Genomic DNA, 19,070 nt, shown 5'->3' with positions numbered 1-19,070 from the left:
CTCACAACTTCAGGTCGAGCAACCCATCGCCCAGATCCTCGTCAGACAACGTCTGCTGGATCAGGGCACGATGCGCCTGCTCGCTCCACAATTCGAACTTGTCGCCCATACCGAGCAATACCGCCTTCTTTTCTATGCCCACCGCACCGCGGTGGCTGGCGGGAATGCTGATACGACCGTTGCCGTCCAGCTCCAGGTGGGCGGCCGAGCCGACCAGCTTCTGCTGCAACAGGCGCACGACGCGCTGGGTATTGGGCTTGGACATGACATCGTCGCGGACCCGCTCCCATTCGGACTCGGCATACAGCCACAGGCAGCCGGCTTCGAACGGGTTGTAGGTCAACACGAGACGGTTGTTGCTGGCGCGCGCGACGAGGTCGCGGTAAGCGGTGGGAACCGCCATGCGCCCCTTGTCGTCAACTGTGATGGCCGTCTCGCCCTGAAACACGACGCCTGCACCTTGTCCTTCGCCCGGTGAAACATTGAACCACGAAAACCCACAAAACACCCGGATTTCCCTCTGATGCCCACCTTAGCAGCGAGCGAAGGGTTGTCAACAACTTTTCCGCAGGGAAATCGCCAGCCACATCAATGGCTTGCAGCAACCTTTAGAGAATTGTTCAAGGCTTATCCACAAGTTGCTGATCCGTCTCAATTTTTGAGATTGAACGGAAGTTCAGGCCTGTGCAGGGGGCGTGAAACATCGCCCCCGCATTCATCGGGAACTGGCTGAAAGCGGCGCCAGACTGCGCAAACCGGGCACAATGACGTCATGTGCCTGCTTGCTCTTGGCTGGATGCACCATCCGCGCTGGCGGCTGGTGATGACCGGCAACCGTGATGAGTTCCACGCCCGCCCCACTGCGGCGCTGGCCCGCTGGCAGGATGAGACCTCCGTCATCGGCGGGCGCGACCTCCGCTCCGGAGGAGGCTGGGCCGGCGTCGGTGCCGGCGGCCGGATGGCGGTGGTCACCAATGTGCGCGATCCGCTGGCCGCCCAGACCGGTCCCTCGCGTGGCGCGCTGGTGGCCGACTTCCTGCGTGGCCGCGACCCGGCCGCAGTGCATATCGACCGCTTGGCGGCCGTGGCCGGCGCCTACGCCCCGTTCAACCTGCTGCTGGCCGATAGCGACAGCCTGGAGTATCTGGGCAACCACCCTGCCGAACGGCAGCGCCTGGGGCCGGGCGTGCATGGCATGTCCAACGGTGCACTGGATGCCCCCTGGCCGAAGACACAGCGGCTGATGGCCGCGCTGACGGCCTGGCTGGAAGAAGACGGGGTCAGATCTCCTTCGCAAAGCGAAAGGGACCTGACCCCGGACCTGACCCCGCTATGGACCGCGCTGGCCGACGAACACCGGCCTGCCGACAGTGACCTGCCGGACACCGGCATCGGACTGGAACGCGAGCGCTGGTTGAGCCCGGCCTTCATCCGCGGCGACGACTACGGCACCCGTGCCAGCACCGTGCTGCTGATCGATGGTGATGGCCACGGGCAGATCCATGAACGCCGCTTCGGGCCGCAGGGCGTATTCGTCGCCGGAAGCCGCATCGACTTCTGAACGGCGGGCAGGATGCCGCCGGGCATGGCCCGGCGCTACACAGGTGAATGGAGGCGGAGCCGGCCGATAAGCCGGGTTCTGTCGTGGACAGTCATTCCTCTAGGCGTTACGTCACCGCAACGCTCAAGCAACCTACCCGGATCCAACGCGGGCCGCGCCAAAGGATCCCTATTTGGTCTTGCTCCAGGTGGGGTTTGCCGTGCCGGTCTGTTACCAGACTCGCGGTGCGCTCTTACCGCACCATTTCACCCTTACCGGCCTTCCGAAGAAGACGTAGGCGGTATCTTTCTGTTGCACTTTCCGTCGGCTTGCGCCGCCCAGGCGTTACCTGGCACCTTGCCCTGTGGAGCCCGGACTTTCCTCGGCACCCCGCAAGGGATGACGCGACTGTCTGGCCGGCTCCGCCAGCGCGCATTCTACCGTACGCGGGTGGTTCCTGCCCGGTGGCTGTTCGATGCCGCGCGACGCGCACGCCGGGCATGGCCCGGCGCTACCGGCCGTACAACGCCTTGCGCGGTGCGCCGGTCAGCTCGGCGGCCAGCTTGGCGGCGGTCGACGGCGGCAGGTGCTCGCTCAATGTGGCGTAGACGCGACGGCCATGGGCCAGCTGCGCTTCCTCGTCGTCGCCGGCCCCCTGCACCATCACCACGAACTCGCCCTTGCGCTGGTTCTCGTCGGCTTCGACCGTTGCCAGCAAGGCCGCCAGATCGCCATCCAGCACCGTCTCGAACAGCTTGGTCAGCTCCCGCGCCAGCACCGCAGGCCGCTCACCGCCGAAGATCGCCGCCATGTCCGCCAGGGACTCGGCGATCCGGTGCGAGGATTCGTAGAACACCATCGTGCGCACCTCGCCGGCGAGCGCCTGCAGCCGGTCGCGGCGCCCGCTGGCCTTGGCCGGCAGGAATCCCTCGAAACTGAAGCGATCGCTGGGCAGGCCGGCCACGCTGAGCGCGGCAATGGCGGCACAGGCACCCGGAACCGGGCTGACCCGGATGCCCGCCGCACGCGCGGCCCGTACCAGGCGGAAGCCGGGATCGCTGACCAGCGGCGTGCCGGCATCGCTGACCAGCGCCAGCGATTCGCCCGCCTGCAGGCGCGAGACCAGTCGCTGCGCCAGGGCGTCTTCGTTGTGCTCGTGCAGCGCCACCAGCGGCTGCTGGATGCCGAAATGGGACAACAGCTGGCCGCTGCGCCGCGTGTCTTCGGCACAGATCGCCGCTACCGAACGCAGCACCTCCTGTGCGCGCGGACTCAGATCGGCCAGGTTGCCGATCGGCGTGGCGACGACATACAGGGTGGGGACACTCATTTCAGCGGTACTCACGGGGCAAGGGTAGAATCCTAGCGTGTACCTGGCCAAGGCCGCTGCCCTCATCGCATGGACCCGATCATGAACAAGCCCGCCGCACGCATCTCCGCCCTTTCGTTGTCGCTGATGCTCCTGGCCGGCTGTGCCACCACCAGCTTCACCAGCGCGCCCGAATCGCCGGCCCAGAGCCAGGCGCTGGCGCTGATCGAACAGGGCAAGCCGCGCGACGCCGCGATGCAGCTGGAGGGCCTGGCGGCCACCCTGCGCGGCAGCGCGCGCAGCAATGCCCTGGCGGATGCAGCCTGGGCGTGGCACCTGGCCGGCGACAGCACCCGCGCGCGCAGCCTGTTGGGGCAGCTCAGCGCCCGCCAGCTGTCCGGTGCCAGCCTGCAGCGTTACCAGCTGACCGGCGCCGAGCTGGCACTGGCTGACAAGCAACCCGCACAGGCGCTGGCCCTGCTCAAGGACAATGGCGACAACGTCGCACCCGGCCTGCGCACGCGCTGGCTGCTCGCCCGTGCCCAGGCCCTGCAGGCCACTGGCGATGCCTTCGGCGCCGCCAGCGACCGCGCACGCGCGCAGGCCGGCCTCACCGGCAGCGCGCGCAACGAGAACCAGGCGGCCATTTCAGGCCTGCTCGGCACCCTCGACGATGCCACCCTGCGCAGCCGTGCCGCCGCGCTGCCGGCCAACGATCCGCTGTACAACTTCGCCGGCCGTGCGTTGATCGCCCGCGGCCTGCCGCTTCCGCGTCCGTTCGACCGCGACGGTGCCGCCCAGTTCGATACCAGCAAGCGCCCGCCGGCAATGAGCGATGGCTACCGCCCGCCGGCGAAGCTGGCCGTGCTGCTGCCACTCAGTGGCCGCCTTGCCACCGCGGCACAGCCGGTGCGCGATGGCCTGCTCGCCGCCTATTACGGCGAATCGCGCCGCCGCCCGGACATCAATTTCTTCGATACCGCCGGCACGCCGGCCGGTGCATTGGCTGCTTACGACAAGGCAGTGGCCTCCGGTGCCGACTTCGTCGTCGGCCCGCTGGGCCGCGATGAAGTGGATGCGGTATACGGCCGCCAGCCGCTGCAGGTGCCGGTGCTGGCGCTGAACCGTGGCAAGGATTCACCGCCGGCCGGCAGCGCCGGCTTCTCGCTCGCCCCGGAAGACGACGGCATCGTCGCCGCCGAATACCTGCGCGGCCGTGAGCGCAATCGCGCCCTGGTCATCAGCAGCAGCGACGATACCGGCCGCCGCGCCGCCGCGGCCTTCTCCCAGCGTTTCACCCAGCGCGGTGGCCAGGTGGCCGCCACGGTATCGGTCCCTGAAGCGGTGGGCGATGTCGGCGCCCAGGTGCGCAATGCCGGCCAGGTCGACGCTGTGTTTCTCGCCGTGCGCGCTCCGCAGGCGCGGCTGCTCGCGCCGCAGCTGGCGCTGGCCGGTGTCGGCGGCGCCACCCGCGTCGGCACGTCCCAGCTGACCATCGGCAGCGGCAAGGTGGAGGAAGACGTGGCACTGGACGGCATCGTCTACCCGAATGAAGCCTGGAACGTGCGCAGTGTCTCCGGCCTGCCGTCGGCCAGCCAGGTCGCTAGCACGCTGCCCAGCGCGCGCGGTGCCGCCGGCCGCCTGTTCGCCTTCGGCGCCGACGCGTGGAAGATCAGCAGCTATCTGGACAAGCTGGCCAACGAAGGCGGCCTGGAAGGCGCCACCGGCACCCTGTTCCTCGATGGCAATGGCAACATCCTGCGCCAGCCGGCGTGGTCGACCTTCAGCGGCGGCCGGCCGATGCCGATCGTCGGTGGTCGCTGAGCGCACGCAGCGGGGCTCGGCGGTGGAAACCGCCGCCGAGCTGCACCTGCAACAGGCCGGGCTGCAGCCACGCGCGCGCAATGTCCGTTATCGAAGCGGTGAACTGGACCTGGTGATGGACGACGCCGGTACCGTGGTTTTCGTGGAGGTGCGGTACCGCGCGCGCAGCGACTTCGGCGGCGCTGCCGCCTCGGTCGACCCCCGCAAATGCCGGCGCCTGGTACAGGCCGCACAGTTGTACCTGCAGGCGCATCCTGCACTGGCCGATGCGCCCTGCCGCTTCGACGTGGTCGAGGCCAGCGGCGAACCGCCACAACTGCACTGGCTGCGCGACGCATTCCGGCTGGACGACTGCTGATGCCCTCGATCATCACCCACGCTGCCGTGCCGATGCCCGGCGCAGAGGCCGCCTGTAAGGCCATCCACTCCGTACCGGTTGTTCCACGAGATCCAACATGAGCCCTGCCCTGCCCGCTGCCCTGGTTGCCGAACTGTCCGCCCTGCTGGGTACGGAGGGCTGGCGCATGGATGACACCGCGCTGGAGGCGAATGCGCAGGACAACTCATGGCGCCGGCAACGCCCCGCCGCCGTCGCGCTGCCGGCCGACACCGAACAGGTGCAGGCGCTGGTCCGCGCCTGCCGTGTGCACGGCGTGGCCCTGGTCGCGCGTGGCGCGGGCACCGGTACCACCGGGGCGGCGGTGCCCCTGCCGGGCAGCATCGTGCTGTCGTTCACCCGCATGGATCGCATCGTCGAGATCCGTGCCGGTGATCGCTGCGCGGTGGTGCAGCCTGGCGTGCTCAACGGCGCCCTGCAGCAGGCGCTGACACCGCATGGGCTGTTCTGGGCGCCGGACCCGTCCAGCGCGGAGATCTGCAGCGTCGGCGGCAATCTCGCCTGCAATGCCGGTGGCCCACGCGCGGTGAAGTACGGCACCAGCCGAGACAACGTACTGGGGCTGGTCGCGGTCACCGGCACCGGCGAGGTGATCCGCTGCGGTGGTGCCTATACCAAGGATGCCACCGGCTACGACCTGACCCACCTGCTGGTGGGTAGCGAGGGCACCCTGGCGCTGATCGTGGAAGCTACCTTGAAGCTGACGCCGCTGCCGGTCGCGCAGGCCGGACTGCGCGTGCTGTACCGCGATGCCGATGCCGCCGCCGCCGCGGTATCGCGGCTGATGTCGCAGCCAGTGGTACCGACCCGCCTGGAGTTCATGGACGCGCGCAGCCTGGAGCTGCTGCGCCTCAATGGCGCCGACGTACCGGAGGCCGGCGCGATGCTGCTGGTCGAGGCCGATGGCGACCACGACACCCTGCCCTACCTGCTGCAGGCGCTGGCCAGCGCTGCCGAAGGCGACGGCATGATGGAACTGGACGTAGCGATGGAGGGCCGCGCACGCGACCAGCTGTGGGCGGCGCGCAAGGCACTGTCGCCCGCGCTGCGCAGCGTTGCACCCGGCAAGATCAACGAAGACGTGGTGGTGCCGGTATCGCGCATTCCCGACCTGGTTGCCGGGGTACAGGCGCTGGCAGGCGAGTACAGCCTGACCATCGTCACCTTCGGCCATGCCGGCAACGGCAACCTGCATGTCAACATCCTGTACCACCCGGACGATGCCGATGAGAGCGCGCGAGCGCATGCGGCGCTGCCGAAGATCTTCGCGCTGACGCTGGCGCTGGGCGGCACACTGTCCGGTGAACATGGCATTGGCCTGGCCAAGCGCGATTTCATGGCGCAGGCGTTCACTCCCGCCACGCTGGCGACCATGCGCGCGATCAAGGCCACGCTGGACCCGGATGGCATCCTCAACCCGGGCAAGGTGCTGCCTCCTGCATGAGGCGCCGCCCTGTGCATGAACGCCGTCCGTGTCAGGACGGTAGCGCCGGGCCATGCCCGGCGTTCTCATTCGTCAGGCGAAGTGCTGATAACCACCGTCGGCCACTTCGCCATCCACGTGCACGCCCTGCCCTTCGGCGATGCGGCCAATGCGGGTGAGCGGCAGGTCCAGCGATTCGGCGAGGTAATGCAGTGCGTCGCGCTGATCGGCGGCCGCGGTGAAGCACAACTCGTAGTCGTCTCCGCCACGCAATGCACAGTCGCGCGCGCCATCGCGGCCGAGCAGCTCACGCAGCGCGTGCGAGATCGGCAACGCATCGGTATCGACATGCGCTGCCACGTCACTGCGGCGGGCGATGTGGCCCAGATCGGCCAGCAGTCCGTCGGACACATCCACTGCCGCATGCGCGAAGGCACGCAGGCGCAGGCCGAGGGTCACGCGTGGCGTCGGCCGCAGCAGGCGCAGGCGGAGGCTTTCGTAATCGGCCAGCAACGTGGCCGTGGCCACGTTCAGCGCCCCCTGTTGCCACAGGCGCAGCGCACCTGCCGCATCCCCCAGCGTGCCACTGACCCAGATGTCATCGCCGGCCTGTGCACGGTCGCGGCGCAGGGCCTGACCACGGCCCACCTGGCCCATCGCGGTGACAGACAACGACAGCGGTCCGCGCGTGGTGTCACCCCCGATCAGCGCGACGTCATGCTGGTCGGCCAATGCGAAGAAGCCATCGGCGAATGCCTCGATCCAGTCTTCGGACGTTTCCGGCAATGACAGCGCCAGGGTGCACCAGGCCGGTCGCGCGCCCATCGACGCAAGATCGGACAGATTGACCGCCAGCGTCTTCCAGCCGATATCGAAGGCCGGCGTCTCCACCGGGAAGTGCACGCCACTGTTGAGTGTATCGGCGGTCACCACCAGCTGTTCATTCGCGCGCGGCTGCAGCAGCGCGGCATCGTCACCGATGCCGAGCAGCACGTCATCGCGCTCGGCGGTGCGGGCGCGGATACGGTCGATGAGGGCGAATTCGGCCAGGGACATGGGGCGTTCTGCTCTTATGTAGCAGCCGGGCCATGCGCGGCTGCAGTTCGATCACGCGCCACACTACCGGACGCAACCCTGCCCTGCGCGGCAAGCCAGGCAGGGCACGGCTCTACAGCGATCGGGTCAGTGGCCCGATTCGACCTTGCGCCATTCCACGGCGGCGCGGTCCAGCACACCGTTGACGTAGGTGTGGCCGTGTTCGGAGCCGAAGCGCTTGGCCGATTCGATGGCCTCGTTGATCACCACGCGGTACGGCACGTCCAGGCGGTAGCGCAGCTCGTACGCCGCCAGGCGCAGCACAGCGCGTTCGATGGCATCGACTTCCTCGATGCCACGGTCCAGATACGGGGCCAGCGCTTCGTCGATGTCGGTGCGGTTGTCGAGCACGCCGTGCATCAGCGCCTCGAAGTACGCCAGATCGGCGATCTCGCGGGCCTGCTCATGCGCGAACTGGGCGATCAGCGACTGTGCGTTGCCGCCGGAGATCTGCCACGCATAGACGGCCTGCACGGCACGACGGCGCGCGCGCGAGCGCAGCACCGGATCAATGCCATCGCGGCGGACGGGTTTACCGGAGGGCTTGCCCTGGGTGTTCTTGTTCATGGCAGCTGCTCCAGAAGATTGACCATTTCCAATGCGGCGAGTGCGACTTCCTCGCCCTTGTTGCCATGGCTGCCGCCGGCGCGGGCCTCGGCATCTTCCACGCGTTCCACCGCCAGCACGCCGTTCAGTACCGGCACGCCGAAATCCAGCTGCACGCGCATCAGGCCTTCGGCGCAGCGGTCGGCCACGTGTTCGTAATGACGGGTGTCGCCGCGGATCACACAGCCGAGGGTGAGGATGGCGGCGTGTTCATGGGCGGCGGCCAGGCGTGCGGCGACCAGCGGCAGTTCCCAGGCGCCCGGCACCCGGATCACGTCGATGTTGGCTTCGGTGATGCCGTTGCCGGCCAGGCTCTGGCGTGCGCCGGCCACCAGCGTATCGGTGATGCGGGCGTTCCAGCGGCTGGCCAGGATGGCAAAGCGCGCCGACTCGGGAGTGCGAAGATCGCCTTCGTAGTGGCTCATATGCGGCTTGGGGGACTCGATAAGGGGTAATTCTAGCGTGGATGGGCCCCGGCCGTGGTTGGCGGGGGCCTGGCATCCGCCGGGCATGGCCCGGCGCTACCGGGGTCGGATCCCGCACCGCGGCCTCCGACCCCACGGGGCGACCGTTACAGGGCCACCGTCTCCACCACTTCCAGGCCATAGCCGGCCAGGCCGATCTGCCGGCGCGGCGTGCCCAGCACGCGCAGCTTGCCCAGACCCAGATCGGACAGGATCTGCGCACCGGCGCCATTGCGGCGCCACTGGCCCACATCCTTGTCCTTGCCCGGCACCACCGGTGCGGGCTGCTGGCGCAGGCGCGCGAGCAGCGCCTCGCCATCGCGCGGCGCCGACAGCACCACCATCACGCCGGCACCTTCGGCGGCGATCGCACGCAGCGCGTCGGTGGCGGCCACGCCGAAATCGTCACGACGCCAGTGCAGCAGGTCGGCCAGCGGATTCTCCACCTGCACGCGCACCAGCGTAGGCGTGCCAGCGTCGGGAGTGCCGCGGACCAGGGCGAAGTGCAGGTCGTGGGCGATGCGGTCGCGGTAGGTCACCAGCCTGAACGGGCCGAACTCGGTATCGATGTCGCGCTCATCAACGCGCTCGACCGTCTTCTCGGTGGCCAGGCGGTAGGCGATCAGGTCGGCGATGGAGCCCATCTTCAGGCCGTGCTCGCGGGCGAACACTTCCAGCTCCGGGCGACGCGCCATGCTGCCGTCCGGGTTGAGGATCTCCACCAGCACGCCGGCCGGTTCCAGCCCAGCCAGCATGGCCAGGTCCACGCCCGCCTCGGTGTGGCCGGCGCGGGTCAGCACGCCGCCCGGCTGGGCGATCAGCGGGAAGATGTGGCCGGGCTGGTGCAGGTCCGACGGCCGCGCGTTGGGCTTCACCGCGGTGCGGATGGTATGCGCGCGGTCATGGGCGGAGATGCCGGTGGTCACGCCCTCGGCCGCTTCGATGCTGACGGTGAAATTGGTCTGGAACTGCGCGGTGTTGGCCTGCACCATCGGCGCCAGGCCCAGGTCGGCGGCGCGGGTGCGGGTCAACGGCAGGCACACCAGGCCACGGCCGTGGGTGACCATGAAGTTGATGTCGCTGGCCTTGACCAGCTCGGCAGCCATGATCAGGTCGCCTTCGTTCTCGCGGTCCTCGTCATCGACGATGACGACCATGCGGCCCTGGCGGATGTCTTCCAGGATCTCAGGGATCGGCGCGAAGTTCATGCTGCGCCTCCCTGCAGGTGCCCGCCAACAAGACGTTCGACATAACGGGCGACCAGGTCGATTTCCAGGTTCACCGCACTGCCCACGCCGGAGGCGGAGAAGGCGGTGTTGGCCACGGTATGCGGGATCAGCGCGACCTCGAAGCCTTCCTCGTCCACTTCGTTGACGGTGAGGCTGACGCCGTCCACGCAGATCGAGCCTTTCTTGGCGATGTAGCGCAGCAGCGAGGCCGGCGCGGCGAAGCGCCAGCGCTGGGCGCGCGCGTCATCGTGGATGGACAGCACCTGGCCCAGGCCATCAACGTGGCCGCTGACCAGATGCCCACCCAGACGATCGGTCGGGCGCATGGCACGCTCGAGGTTGATGACCGCGCCCTGCTCGAGTTGGCCCAGCGTGGTCAGGCCCAGCGTCTCGGTGGAGGCATCGGCCTGGAAGCTGTTGGGGTCGAATGCGATGACCGTCAGGCAGACACCGTTGATGGCGATGCTTTCGCCCATCTGCACGTGATCGAACGGCAGGTTGCCGACATTGAAGGTGAAGCGGACATCGCCGCCGATGGACTCGCGTGCGGCCAGACGGCCGACGCCTTCGATGATTCCAGTAAACAAGTAACGTTCTCCGCAGGATGTGAGCGAAAAACGCCGCAAGGCAAACAGGCACGCGCAGGGCATGAGCCCTGTGGCACCGTCTTCTTTCATCCGGACTATGACCGTCGGCTCCGGCCTTGAACCGGATCTGCTGACCCCCGGCCGTGGGCCGGGGCGCTCGCGGGCTCGTGCTTGCGCACCTACCGCCGGTGGGGAGTTGCACCCCGCCCTGAAGACGTTTGTATACCGGCGAACCGGCGTGGCCAGTGTACCAGCCCGGGCTGAACGGGGTGGGATGCCCGGGGCCGCAGCCGTTTCCCGGCGGGAAACGGATCTGACCCCAAGCCTGCCCAGCCTGTGACGGCTGTCTCTCGCATTTTGTAAAACTTTCATTAAAATTCGCCGCGGACGACATGAGGTCGCCACGGGCTGCGTCTCCGGCGCGCCCGCCAATGGACTGCAATTCACAGGAATTCCCATGCGCAAGCTCCTGATCATCGCCAGCCTGCTGGCCGTCGCTCCGCTGGCCTCGGCCGCCGAAGGGCTGAGCTACACCTACGTCGAAGGTGGCTGGACCCAGGTCAAGACCGACGACAGCGATTTCAACGACCCGAAGCTTGACGGCGGCTACGTGCGCGGTTCGTTCGCGCTGGCCGAGCAGGTGCACGTGTTCGGCAGCTGGTCGCGTACCAGCAAGAGCTACCACTTCACCGGTGCGTCGGCCAAGTTCGAACTGGACCAGCCTGAGCTGGGCATCGGCTACCACATGCCGTGGACGGACCGCCTGGACTACACCGCCGACATCGCCTGGGTGCGCCAGAACGCCGAGCTGACCGTGAAATCGGATCTGTTCGGCCGCGAACACCTGAAGGATCACACCAACCTGGCCCGCGCCACCATGGGCGTGCGTGGCAAGCCTTCGCCGAAGACCGAAGCGTGGGCCAAGGCCGGCTACATGGATGGCGGCAACGACTTCAAGGGCACCTGGGTCGGCACCGTCGGTGGCCAGATCAATTTCACCCCGACCTGGGGCCTGGTGGGAGAAGTCTCCGGCCAGCGCGATGTCACCCAGTTCTCGGCCGGCGTCCGCGCCAGCTTCTGATTGCCCGATCCTCGTCGTGCGATCGAACGGGCCCCGCAAGGGGCCCGTTTTTTTTCGGACAGGTTGCATGGATTGCCGGGCCGGCACGCCCGATCCTCTGGACCCCTCACGCGTTCCTGTCCATGCCGTGCTGAAACCTGTCCTTGCCCTGTTGCTGTCCGTACCGTTTGCCACGCGCGCAGCAGAACCCGCCGCGCTTTCACTGGAAGCAACGTTTGATGCGTATATCCAGGTCATTGCCCACAATGATGGTCGAGCCCGGGACATCCTCAGGCGCAGCCTGGAGACGGCGGACGCTGACCACCACCATCACATCGCATCCAGCACGTACCGGCTGTATGCCTTTGGAGGTCTGGACAAAGTGTTCAGTGCGGCGGCAACCGAGGCAATACATGCACGCATCCAGCGCATCCGTTGCGAGATCACTGGGATCGAGGCCGTGAAACGCGACACATCAGATCATCACGAGGTACGCTATCAATGCCTGCTCCCGGACGTATCGGCGGCCTTTGACGTTTACCGCGAGAACCGCAGGTATTTCCATCCGGACAAGGATGAAGAGCGATTCGCGGCCTTCCTCGATCAATACGCTGCGATTGTCAGCGACGCACCCGACCGCATCCACCAGGCGGAAGCCGCGTTCTACCGTCTCGGCAGTCCTGGACCATGGATGGGCGGCACCTTGGACGATCTTGCCCCCGCGCTGTTTGAGCGATTGCTCCCCTTCAAGGAGTGGGACGAACGGATCGATGCTGAGTCCGTCGTTGTATTCTCCGGCATTCCAGCGTGTGATCTCATGCTGGACGCACAGATGAAATTCGCAGCACGCCACTATCCGGACGACCCACGCCAGCGGGGCGCAGCGCTTCATCAAAGCATGGCGGAGCTTCTGAACATGCTGGGTCGGGAATCTTCAATGAGATACTGCAGGGCGATCCATGACGCCTACCGTGATCAGTGGTCAGCCACGTTCGACAACACGCTGCCACGACGATGACCACGTGGTCACCCGCCTGAAGCGCGTTCCCCGATCCTCGTCGTACGGTCGAACGCCCCGGCAAGTGGCCCGTTTTTCTGCCTGCGGCAACGGCGGAAAATGCGCTAGGCTTGCCCGCCTCTGGACCCGGAATCACTGTCATGAAGACCCCCCTGCGCTCCCTGCTGGCCACTGCACTGTTGTGCGCTCCCCTGTTCGCCAGCGCCGCCTCGACGCAGCTGAGCCCCGAACAGACGTTCGATCTCTATTCCCGGGTACTGCTGGAAGACGACGCGACCGCCACGCGCACGCTCAACGACGCGCTGAAGCCGGCGTTCGAGGGCCAGGACGCCGTGACTCCGAACCCGGGCGCGCTGGCCAAGGCATTGGCCGAACCCTGGCAGACGGTACTGGCCAGCACCGGCGCTTCGATCGACGCTGCGGCCACCGAAGCGCTGTACGCCAAGGCGCTGCGTGATTCGAAGTGCCGCGCAACCCAGAGCGTGATCGAAGACAACGAATACGTTGAAGACCAGAAGCTGGCGCGGATCACCTACACCTGCCAGGTGCCCGACCTGGGCAAGGTCCGCCCGCTGTTCGCCGCCAGCCTGGCCGACCATGCCAGCCCGGCCTCGCGCAAGCAGTTCACCGACGCCTACACCCAGGCGCTTCAGAGTGGTGCACGCGTGCCGGTCAGCGGCACCTTCACCCTCTACCCGGCCAAGGACAACGGCTACTGGTACAGCGGCAACTTCGATGATCTGGTGGGCACCGTGGCCGGTGCGCTGGCTCCGTTCGAGGACTGGATGCAGGACGCGCAGGCAGCCAACGCGCCGAAAGTGACCGGCATACCCGGCTGCGACCTGCTGCTGCAGCAGCACCGCAGCTGCGTGGCGAAGATCGCGCCCGACCAGATCAGCGGCGTGGACGCGATGGCCGAAGAGCTGAAGGCCAAAGCGCAGGTGCAGTCGGTCGAGGAGATGACGCAGGAGTGCAAGGCACTGCGCCCGCTGGCCGAGATGATGTGGACCGACGAATGCACCTGAGCCGCTAAGTGGTAGCGCCGGGCCACGCCCGACGACACTCGAATGCACCTGATCGCGTGATGATGGCATCGCAGCGGGGACATGCGCTGCATGACCCCGTTTGCAACTTGTTGCATTGCTTCACAGGATGCCGGGGCCGATCCTGCAGCACCTTCCCGGCCCCATACATGCGCCTGCTCGCCGCTCTGTCCTGTCTGTTCACCGGCGTGTGCATTGCCGCGCCACACACGCCGGAACAGGAGTACACGCTGCGGGCGCGTGTTGTCCTCCAGCACGATCCGGCTGCGCGCGACCAGCTGGCCCTGTGGGACGCTGCCGCTGTTCCTCGCAACGGAATCGATTGGCAGCGCAGCCTCGATGATCTGCCCACCTGGCTGCGGCAGCAGCAGATCGTGCCGCCCTCGGCGTCGGTGATGCAGGATGTCACCGATGCACTGCTGGCGCGACTGTCGACGGCCACCTGCGCCGAGGCGTTCCTGCCGCTGGGCAGTCCCGAGATTGGTCGATTCATGCTCGCCTGCGCGTTGCCCGACCCGGCGCCCACGTTCGCGCTTTACCGGGCATTGCGCCAGGCCGGGCCCGGCGGGCAGGCGCAGCACAGCGATGTGTTCTTCAGCGCCTACGCCGTCCACCTTCGCAGTGCGCCGGCGGCATTGCATCGCACCCATGTGGTGGGGTGGTCCTCCTATCGCCATGGCGACCTGCATGAGGCACGTTCAGACCAGCTGCACCAGGCCATTCTGCTGACATTGCTGCCGTTCGAGGCATGGGACATGCGTATCGCGGGGGATGTTCCCCCAATCCTGCTCCACGACTGACCACCCCGGCTACCGCGCGTCCGTCTCGTCCGCCGCCTGCCAATGCTACGGCCGCAGCAGCAGGCGCAGGTCCTCACCCACCTGGCATTGCTCGACCACGCGCAGCCGGCGTTGCTGCTGCATCGCTTCGATGCCCAGCCCGGCCAGCAGCGGGCGGGCCCGGTCACCCAGCAGGGTGGGCGCCTGGTACAGCAGCAGCTCATCCACCCAGCCGCCGCGCAGCAGCGCACCGGCCAGCGTAGCGCCGGCTTCGGTATGCACTTCGTTGATGCCGCGCCCGGCCAGCAGGGTCAGCATCGCGCCAAGATCGAGACGGCCGTCGGCACTGGGCACGCAGGCGAACTCGGCATCGGCGGCATCCGGTGCGCTGACCGCCGCATCGTGCAGGTACAACGTGGGTGCCCCACCCTCGCGCACGCGGCTGCATTCCAGCGAACGCAGGCGCGAATCGAGCACGACGCGCAGTGGCGGCATCACCTCGGCATCGGCCAGGCGCACGGTCAGCATCGGATCGTCGGCCAGCACGGTATCGGCACCGGTCAGGATCGCGCCGGCGCGTGCACGCCAGTGCTGCACGTCTTCGCGCGCCGCTGCTCCGGTGATCCATTTGGACGTGCCGTCGGCCATCGCCGTACGCCCGTCCAGGCTGGCGGCCAGCTTCACCCGCAGCCACGGGCGATTGCGCTCCACGCGTGACAGAAAGCCCTTGTTGAGCTCGCGTGCCTGCGCCGCCATCAGCCCTTCGGCGACCTCGATGCCGGCGCCGCGCAGCAGGTCGAATCCGCCGCCATCGACCTGCGGGAAGGGATCACGCAGCGCAGCGACCACACGCGATACACCGGCCTCGATCAGTGCCAGCGCGCACGGTGGTGTGCGCCCGTAATGCGCGCAGGGCTCAAGGGTGACGTAGGCAGTGGCACCGCGCGCCTCACCACCGGCCTCGCGCAACGCGAACACTTCGGCATGCGGGCCACCGGCACGCTGGTGCCAGCCCTGCCCGACCACACGTTCACCATGGGCGATCACGCAGCCGACCATCGGATTGGGGCGGGTGGTGTAGGCGGCGCGCTCGGCCAGACGCAGCGCGCTGGCCATGTGCAGATGGTCGAGTACGGAGAATGGGGTGGTCATCTGGCCATGGTAACGCTGCCGGTGTTGATCCATGCCATCGATGCCAACCAAGGTTGGCACCCACCAGTGAATGCAGCTATCGGTGCCAACCAAGGTTGGCACCCACCCGTGGATGCGCCATCAGTGCCAACCGAGGTTGGCACAGGCCACCGCAGAGGCGGTCAGCCCTTCTTCTTCTTGGCCAGGGCGATCACATCGCCCAACAGCTGCAGCTGTTCGGTGCTGGCCGGCAGCTCGCGTTCGAGTTTTTCGATTTCCTCGCGGAAATCGGCCACATCCTCGAAGCTGCGGTAGACCGAAGCGAATCGCACGTACCCCACGTGATCGAGCTTGCGCAGCTCGTTCATCACGAACTCGCCCACCTTGATCGAAGGCACTTCACGCTCGCCACTGAGGCGCAACTGATGGACCACCGCACGCACCGCCGCTTCAATCTTGTCTTCCGGCACGGCACGCTTCTGCAGCGCGCGATCAAAGCCGGCGCGTACCTTGCGCTGGTCGAAGGCCTCGCGGGTGCCATCGCTCTTGACGATGGCCGGCAGCTTCAGTTCGACGGTTTCCAGGGTGCTGAAGCGCTCGTTGCAGGCCTCGCACTCACGCCGACGGCGGATCGTCGCGCCGTCTTCAGAGACGCGCGAGTCGATGACCCGGGTATCGGCATGTTGGCAGAAGGGGCAATACATTGAACGCCTGGCTCAGGGGACAACCTACATGCCACGGTCATGGCAGCGTCGCAAAGGTACCTGAGAAGGGGCTTTCCGGCAAATTCCATGTGCTGTACGGCCCCTCGTCAAGGGCAACCCTGCAGCCGTCCCAGATGCACCCCAATACTCGGAAACACCCTGATGCGTGAGGCTGGACAGGCGATCCCTGCACCACCATGCGACCTGCCTGAAAAGTCAGGCGCCCGGGAGGTGAGCAGGCCGCCAGCGCAGCCAGGCCAGATGCGCCGCGGGCAGCAACAGCGGCGGGCCGAACAGCAACAGGCTGAAGCCCTCCATGCGTTCGGTCAGGCCGACCCACCAGCCCGAGCACGACGGCGGGCACTGCTGCCAGCGCGCCCAGCGCCAGCAACGCCCACCACACCCGGCCCACTGCCTGCAGGCCAGACCGGCCCTGCAGCAGGAAACCGGCGCCGATGTACAACCAGGCAACAATGCCCAGCGCCCCGGCGGTGCCCCAGCACACCAGCAGCAGCCGGCTCGGCAGGCGGGTTTCCTGCGTCAGGCCGGAGTACACGCCCACCAAGGCCACGGTGCCTCCCAGCAGCACGCCTGGCAGCCCGAACAGCAGGGCCTGCACGAGGTGCAGGCGCTTGTGCAGACGTTCATCCATACGCTCATCCATGTGCGTTGCTCTCCCTGGGCCGGGGTCGGAGCCCTTCCCCTGCGGGACGGGATCCGACCCCATCAGCCGATCAACCGTAGACCGGGTACTTGCGGCACTGCGCGCTGACGGCATCGCGCACGCGGGCGATCACGGCGTCATCGTTCGGCGCATCGAGGACATCGGCGATCCAGTTGGCCAGATCCACGCAGTCCTGCTCGGTGTAGCCACGGGTGGTCACCGCCGGCGTACCCAGGCGCAGGCCCGAGGTCACGAACGGCGAACGCGGGTCGTTCGGCACCGAGTTCTTGTTGACGGTGATGTGCGCCTTGCCCAGTGCCGCTTCCGCGTCCTTGCCGGACACGTCCTTGCCGATCATGTCCACCAGCATCAGGTGGTTCTGGGTGCCGCCGGAGACGATCTTGTAGCCGCGCGCGATGAGCGTGCTGGCCATCGCCTGGGCGTTCTTCACCACTTGCTGCTGATAGGTCTTGAAGGCCGGTTCCAGCGCTTCCTTGAAGGCCACCGCCTTGCCAGCGATGACGTGCATCAGCGGACCGCCCTGGATACCCGGGAACACGATCGACTGCAGCTTCTTGACCAGGTCCTCATCGGCACCCTTGGCGACGATGATGCCGCCGCGCGGGCCGCGCAGGGTCTTGTGGGTGGTGGAGGTGACGACGTGGGCATGGTCCAGCGGGCTCGGATAGACGCCGGCGGCGACCAGACCGGCGACATGGGCCATGTCGACGAACAGGTAGGCGCCGACCTTGTCGGCGATGGCGCGGAAGCGTGCCCAGTCGATCACCTGCGAGTAGGCCGAGAAGCCGGCCACGACCATCTTCGGCTTGTGCTCCAGGGCCAGGCGCTCGACTTCGTCGTAGTCGATCAGGCCCTGGTCGTTCACGCCGTACTGCACGGCGTTGAACAGCTTGCCCGAGGCGTTCACCTTGGCGCCATGGGTGAGGTGGCCGCCGTGGGCCAGGCTCATGCCGAGGATGGTGTCGCCCGGCTGCAGCAGCGCGAAGTACACGGCCTGGTTGGCCTGCGAGCCGCTGTGTGGCTGCACGTTCGCATAGTCGGCGCCGAACAGCTGCTTGAGGCGGTCGATCGCCAGCTGCTCGGCGATGTCCACGTACTCGCAACCACCGTAGTAGCGCTTGCCCGGATAGCCTTCGGCGTACTTGTTGGTCAGCTGGCTGCCCTGCGCTTCCATCACTGCCGGGCTGGTGTAGTTCTCGCTGGCGATCAGCTCGACATGGTCTTCCTGGCGCTGGGTCTCAGCGGCGATGGCCTTGGCCAGTTCGGGATCGTAGGATTCGATGCGGACGTCACGCGGGAACATCGGGTACTCCAGCAGGCAGGGAAAGGGGGTGTACGGCTCAGCCCCTGATTGTAGCCCCGCACCGGCCGGCTGGGGCCGAAACGGACGGGGCCGGATCCCTCGAAGGAATCCGGCCCCGTATGGTTCCGAGTGATGTTGCGGGGTCCTCAGCGGCTGCTGAGCACGTACTGGGCGATCACGCCGGTGGCGATGGCCACCAGCAGCATGTTGCCGCGGTCATCGCGGATCCAGTGGTGGCCATGCGGCGGACGGCGCAGGTGGTAGCGCGGATAGTCGTTCACCACGTAGATCGGGCCGCGATAGTAGTCGCGGTAGCGGTGCCCCACCTTCCAGCCATAGCCGGGGCCGTAGGCAGGGCGGTAGACCACACGCGGCGGCGGTGCCGGGCGGTAGTAGCGGTCATGGTCACGGTGCCACTCGCGGCGGTCCTGCCGGTAATCGCGCCGGGCCTCACGGCGGTCGCGCTCCCAGTCACGACGGTCCTGTCGCCACTCGCGACGATCCTCCCGCCACTCGCGGCGGTCGTGACCGCGGCCGCGATGGTCGTCGTCGGCAAATGCCGGGGCAACCGCGCCGAGCGCCAGCACAGAGGCCACGGCTCCGGCCATTACTCGATTGATGCGCATGTCAGACCTCTGCTTGGGTGGTGGTGACCCCATATTGCGCACCGGATCTGAACCGTTTCCGGCTGGAAACGCTTCCCGCTTCAGGACTGTGACGGCGATTCAGGCCGCGGCCAGCCCGGCCGGCTACCCGTGGCGCGGCGGGTAACCGGTTCCGGCTATAATTGGCGGTATTCCATTCAAGTCTGTGCCCGCTGCCGCACCGGGAAACCTCCCGTGACGGTCGGGCGCAGGGTCGCGCCTACGGAGA

Annotated in this window: 20 protein-coding genes, 1 other RNA gene and 1 riboswitch; of the genes, 8 read left to right on the top strand and 13 right to left on the bottom strand. The window is 67.3% G+C overall.

Going from position 1 to position 19,070, the window contains the following annotated elements:
- Position 1 precedes the first annotated feature (1 nt).
- On the bottom strand, positions 2 to 448 hold the full coding sequence (gene mraZ, locus AC5P5M_RS16940; RefSeq protein WP_004143635.1) for a division/cell wall cluster transcriptional repressor MraZ: 447 nt from the start codon (positions 446 to 448) through the stop codon (positions 2 to 4).
- Between the two features lie 324 nt (positions 449 to 772).
- Between mraZ and AC5P5M_RS16935 the strand changes: the two genes are divergently transcribed.
- Positions 773 to 1,561, top strand: a complete 789-nt coding sequence (locus AC5P5M_RS16935; RefSeq protein WP_065175816.1) for an NRDE family protein — start codon at positions 773 to 775, stop codon at positions 1,559 to 1,561.
- Positions 1,562 to 1,612: 51 nt separating this feature from the next.
- On the opposite strand, the gene rnpB is transcribed toward AC5P5M_RS16935, so the two are convergent.
- Both rnpB and rsmI read right to left on the bottom strand, forming a co-directional pair.
- Positions 1,613 to 1,964: RNase P RNA component class A (gene rnpB, locus AC5P5M_RS16930), an RNA gene on the bottom strand.
- 87 nt (positions 1,965 to 2,051) lie between these two features.
- Positions 2,052 to 2,870 carry a 16S rRNA (cytidine(1402)-2'-O)-methyltransferase gene (rsmI, locus tag AC5P5M_RS16925; protein WP_053516466.1) on the bottom strand — a complete coding sequence of 273 codons (819 nt, stop codon included), beginning with the start codon at positions 2,868 to 2,870 and terminating at the stop codon, positions 2,052 to 2,054.
- Positions 2,871 to 2,951: 81 nt separating this feature from the next.
- Between rsmI and AC5P5M_RS16920 the strand changes: the two genes are divergently transcribed.
- The 3 genes from AC5P5M_RS16920 (at position 2,952) to AC5P5M_RS16910 (ending at position 6,514) form a co-directional block, all read left to right on the top strand.
- Complete coding sequence (locus AC5P5M_RS16920) at positions 2,952 to 4,673, top strand: penicillin-binding protein activator (RefSeq protein WP_128989130.1); 1,722 nt, start codon at positions 2,952 to 2,954, stop codon at positions 4,671 to 4,673.
- On the top strand, positions 4,663 to 5,031 hold the full coding sequence (locus AC5P5M_RS16915; RefSeq protein WP_065182806.1) for a YraN family protein: 369 nt from the start codon (positions 4,663 to 4,665) through the stop codon (positions 5,029 to 5,031). Before AC5P5M_RS16920 ends, AC5P5M_RS16915 begins: the two co-directional genes overlap by 11 nt.
- 97 nt (positions 5,032 to 5,128) lie before the next feature.
- Positions 5,129 to 6,514 (top strand): FAD-binding oxidoreductase, encoded by a 1,386-nt coding sequence (locus tag AC5P5M_RS16910; RefSeq protein WP_263177332.1) that lies wholly within the window; start codon positions 5,129 to 5,131, stop codon positions 6,512 to 6,514.
- A gap of 72 nt (positions 6,515 to 6,586) precedes the next feature.
- Here the strand turns inward: AC5P5M_RS16910 and thiL are convergent, their stop codons facing one another.
- From thiL to AC5P5M_RS16885, 5 genes are all read right to left on the bottom strand, one after another.
- Positions 6,587 to 7,549 (bottom strand): thiamine-phosphate kinase, encoded by a 963-nt coding sequence (gene thiL / locus AC5P5M_RS16905; protein ID WP_053516470.1) that lies wholly within the window; start codon positions 7,547 to 7,549, stop codon positions 6,587 to 6,589.
- A gap of 126 nt (positions 7,550 to 7,675) precedes the next feature.
- Entirely contained in the window at positions 7,676 to 8,155 is a 480-nt protein-coding gene (gene nusB, locus AC5P5M_RS16900) for a transcription antitermination factor NusB (RefSeq protein WP_128989124.1), read from the bottom strand.
- Positions 8,152 to 8,619, bottom strand: coding sequence for a 6,7-dimethyl-8-ribityllumazine synthase (ribH, locus tag AC5P5M_RS16895; protein ID WP_010481977.1), 468 nt, complete (start codon positions 8,617 to 8,619; stop codon positions 8,152 to 8,154). Before ribH ends, nusB begins: the two co-directional genes overlap by 4 nt.
- Before the next feature lie 146 nt (positions 8,620 to 8,765).
- Positions 8,766 to 9,866, bottom strand: coding sequence for a 3,4-dihydroxy-2-butanone-4-phosphate synthase (gene ribB, locus AC5P5M_RS16890; protein WP_053516472.1), 1,101 nt, complete (start codon positions 9,864 to 9,866; stop codon positions 8,766 to 8,768).
- Positions 9,863 to 10,474 (bottom strand): riboflavin synthase, encoded by a 612-nt coding sequence (locus tag AC5P5M_RS16885; protein ID WP_495206175.1) that lies wholly within the window; start codon positions 10,472 to 10,474, stop codon positions 9,863 to 9,865. Before AC5P5M_RS16885 ends, ribB begins: the two co-directional genes overlap by 4 nt.
- A gap of 74 nt (positions 10,475 to 10,548) precedes the next feature.
- A riboswitch (FMN riboswitch) is annotated at positions 10,549 to 10,694 on the bottom strand.
- Between the two features lie 237 nt (positions 10,695 to 10,931).
- On the opposite strand from AC5P5M_RS16885, the gene AC5P5M_RS16880 reads away from it, so the two are divergent.
- The 4 genes from AC5P5M_RS16880 to AC5P5M_RS16865 all read left to right on the top strand — a co-directional run bounded on the left by AC5P5M_RS16880 (position 10,932) and on the right by AC5P5M_RS16865 (position 14,395).
- Positions 10,932 to 11,555 (top strand): hypothetical protein, encoded by a 624-nt coding sequence (locus AC5P5M_RS16880; protein ID WP_053518907.1) that lies wholly within the window; start codon positions 10,932 to 10,934, stop codon positions 11,553 to 11,555.
- Positions 11,556 to 11,682: 127 nt separating this feature from the next.
- The gene (locus tag AC5P5M_RS16875; RefSeq protein WP_495206174.1) at positions 11,683 to 12,552 is read left to right on the top strand and encodes a hypothetical protein; all 870 of its coding nucleotides are present in this window, start codon (positions 11,683 to 11,685) and stop codon (positions 12,550 to 12,552) included.
- A 140-nt stretch (positions 12,553 to 12,692) separates the two neighbouring features.
- Positions 12,693 to 13,577 (top strand): hypothetical protein, encoded by an 885-nt coding sequence (locus AC5P5M_RS16870; protein WP_263177322.1) that lies wholly within the window; start codon positions 12,693 to 12,695, stop codon positions 13,575 to 13,577.
- Positions 13,578 to 13,744: 167 nt separating this feature from the next.
- Positions 13,745 to 14,395: a hypothetical protein gene (locus AC5P5M_RS16865; RefSeq protein ID WP_476342547.1), complete on the top strand. Its 651-nt coding sequence runs from the start codon at positions 13,745 to 13,747 to the stop codon at positions 14,393 to 14,395.
- Between the two features lie 45 nt (positions 14,396 to 14,440).
- Here AC5P5M_RS16865 and ribD read toward each other — a convergent pair whose 3' ends face one another.
- The 5 genes from ribD to AC5P5M_RS16840 form a co-directional block, all read right to left on the bottom strand.
- Positions 14,441 to 15,526, bottom strand: a complete 1,086-nt coding sequence (gene ribD, locus AC5P5M_RS16860) for a bifunctional diaminohydroxyphosphoribosylaminopyrimidine deaminase/5-amino-6-(5-phosphoribosylamino)uracil reductase RibD (protein WP_065182811.1) — start codon at positions 15,524 to 15,526, stop codon at positions 14,441 to 14,443.
- A gap of 161 nt (positions 15,527 to 15,687) precedes the next feature.
- Complete coding sequence (gene nrdR / locus AC5P5M_RS16855; RefSeq protein ID WP_053518899.1) at positions 15,688 to 16,209, bottom strand: transcriptional regulator NrdR; 522 nt, start codon at positions 16,207 to 16,209, stop codon at positions 15,688 to 15,690.
- 37 nt (positions 16,210 to 16,246) lie between these two features.
- Entirely contained in the window at positions 16,247 to 16,873 is a 627-nt protein-coding gene (locus AC5P5M_RS16850; protein WP_495206173.1) for a hypothetical protein, read from the bottom strand.
- A 70-nt stretch (positions 16,874 to 16,943) separates the two neighbouring features.
- Positions 16,944 to 18,197, bottom strand: a complete 1,254-nt coding sequence (glyA, locus tag AC5P5M_RS16845; RefSeq protein WP_065175825.1) for a serine hydroxymethyltransferase — start codon at positions 18,195 to 18,197, stop codon at positions 16,944 to 16,946.
- Between the two features lie 146 nt (positions 18,198 to 18,343).
- Positions 18,344 to 18,823 carry an RcnB family protein gene (locus tag AC5P5M_RS16840; protein ID WP_065175826.1) on the bottom strand — a complete coding sequence of 160 codons (480 nt, stop codon included), beginning with the start codon at positions 18,821 to 18,823 and terminating at the stop codon, positions 18,344 to 18,346.
- Between the last annotated feature and the right edge of the window lie 247 nt (positions 18,824 to 19,070).

The organism is Stenotrophomonas sp. YJH_SMC_106-19 (assembly GCF_059368375.1).
The sequence above is the reverse complement of the archived record's forward strand: the minus strand, read 5'-3'. Positions and strand labels throughout refer to the sequence as shown.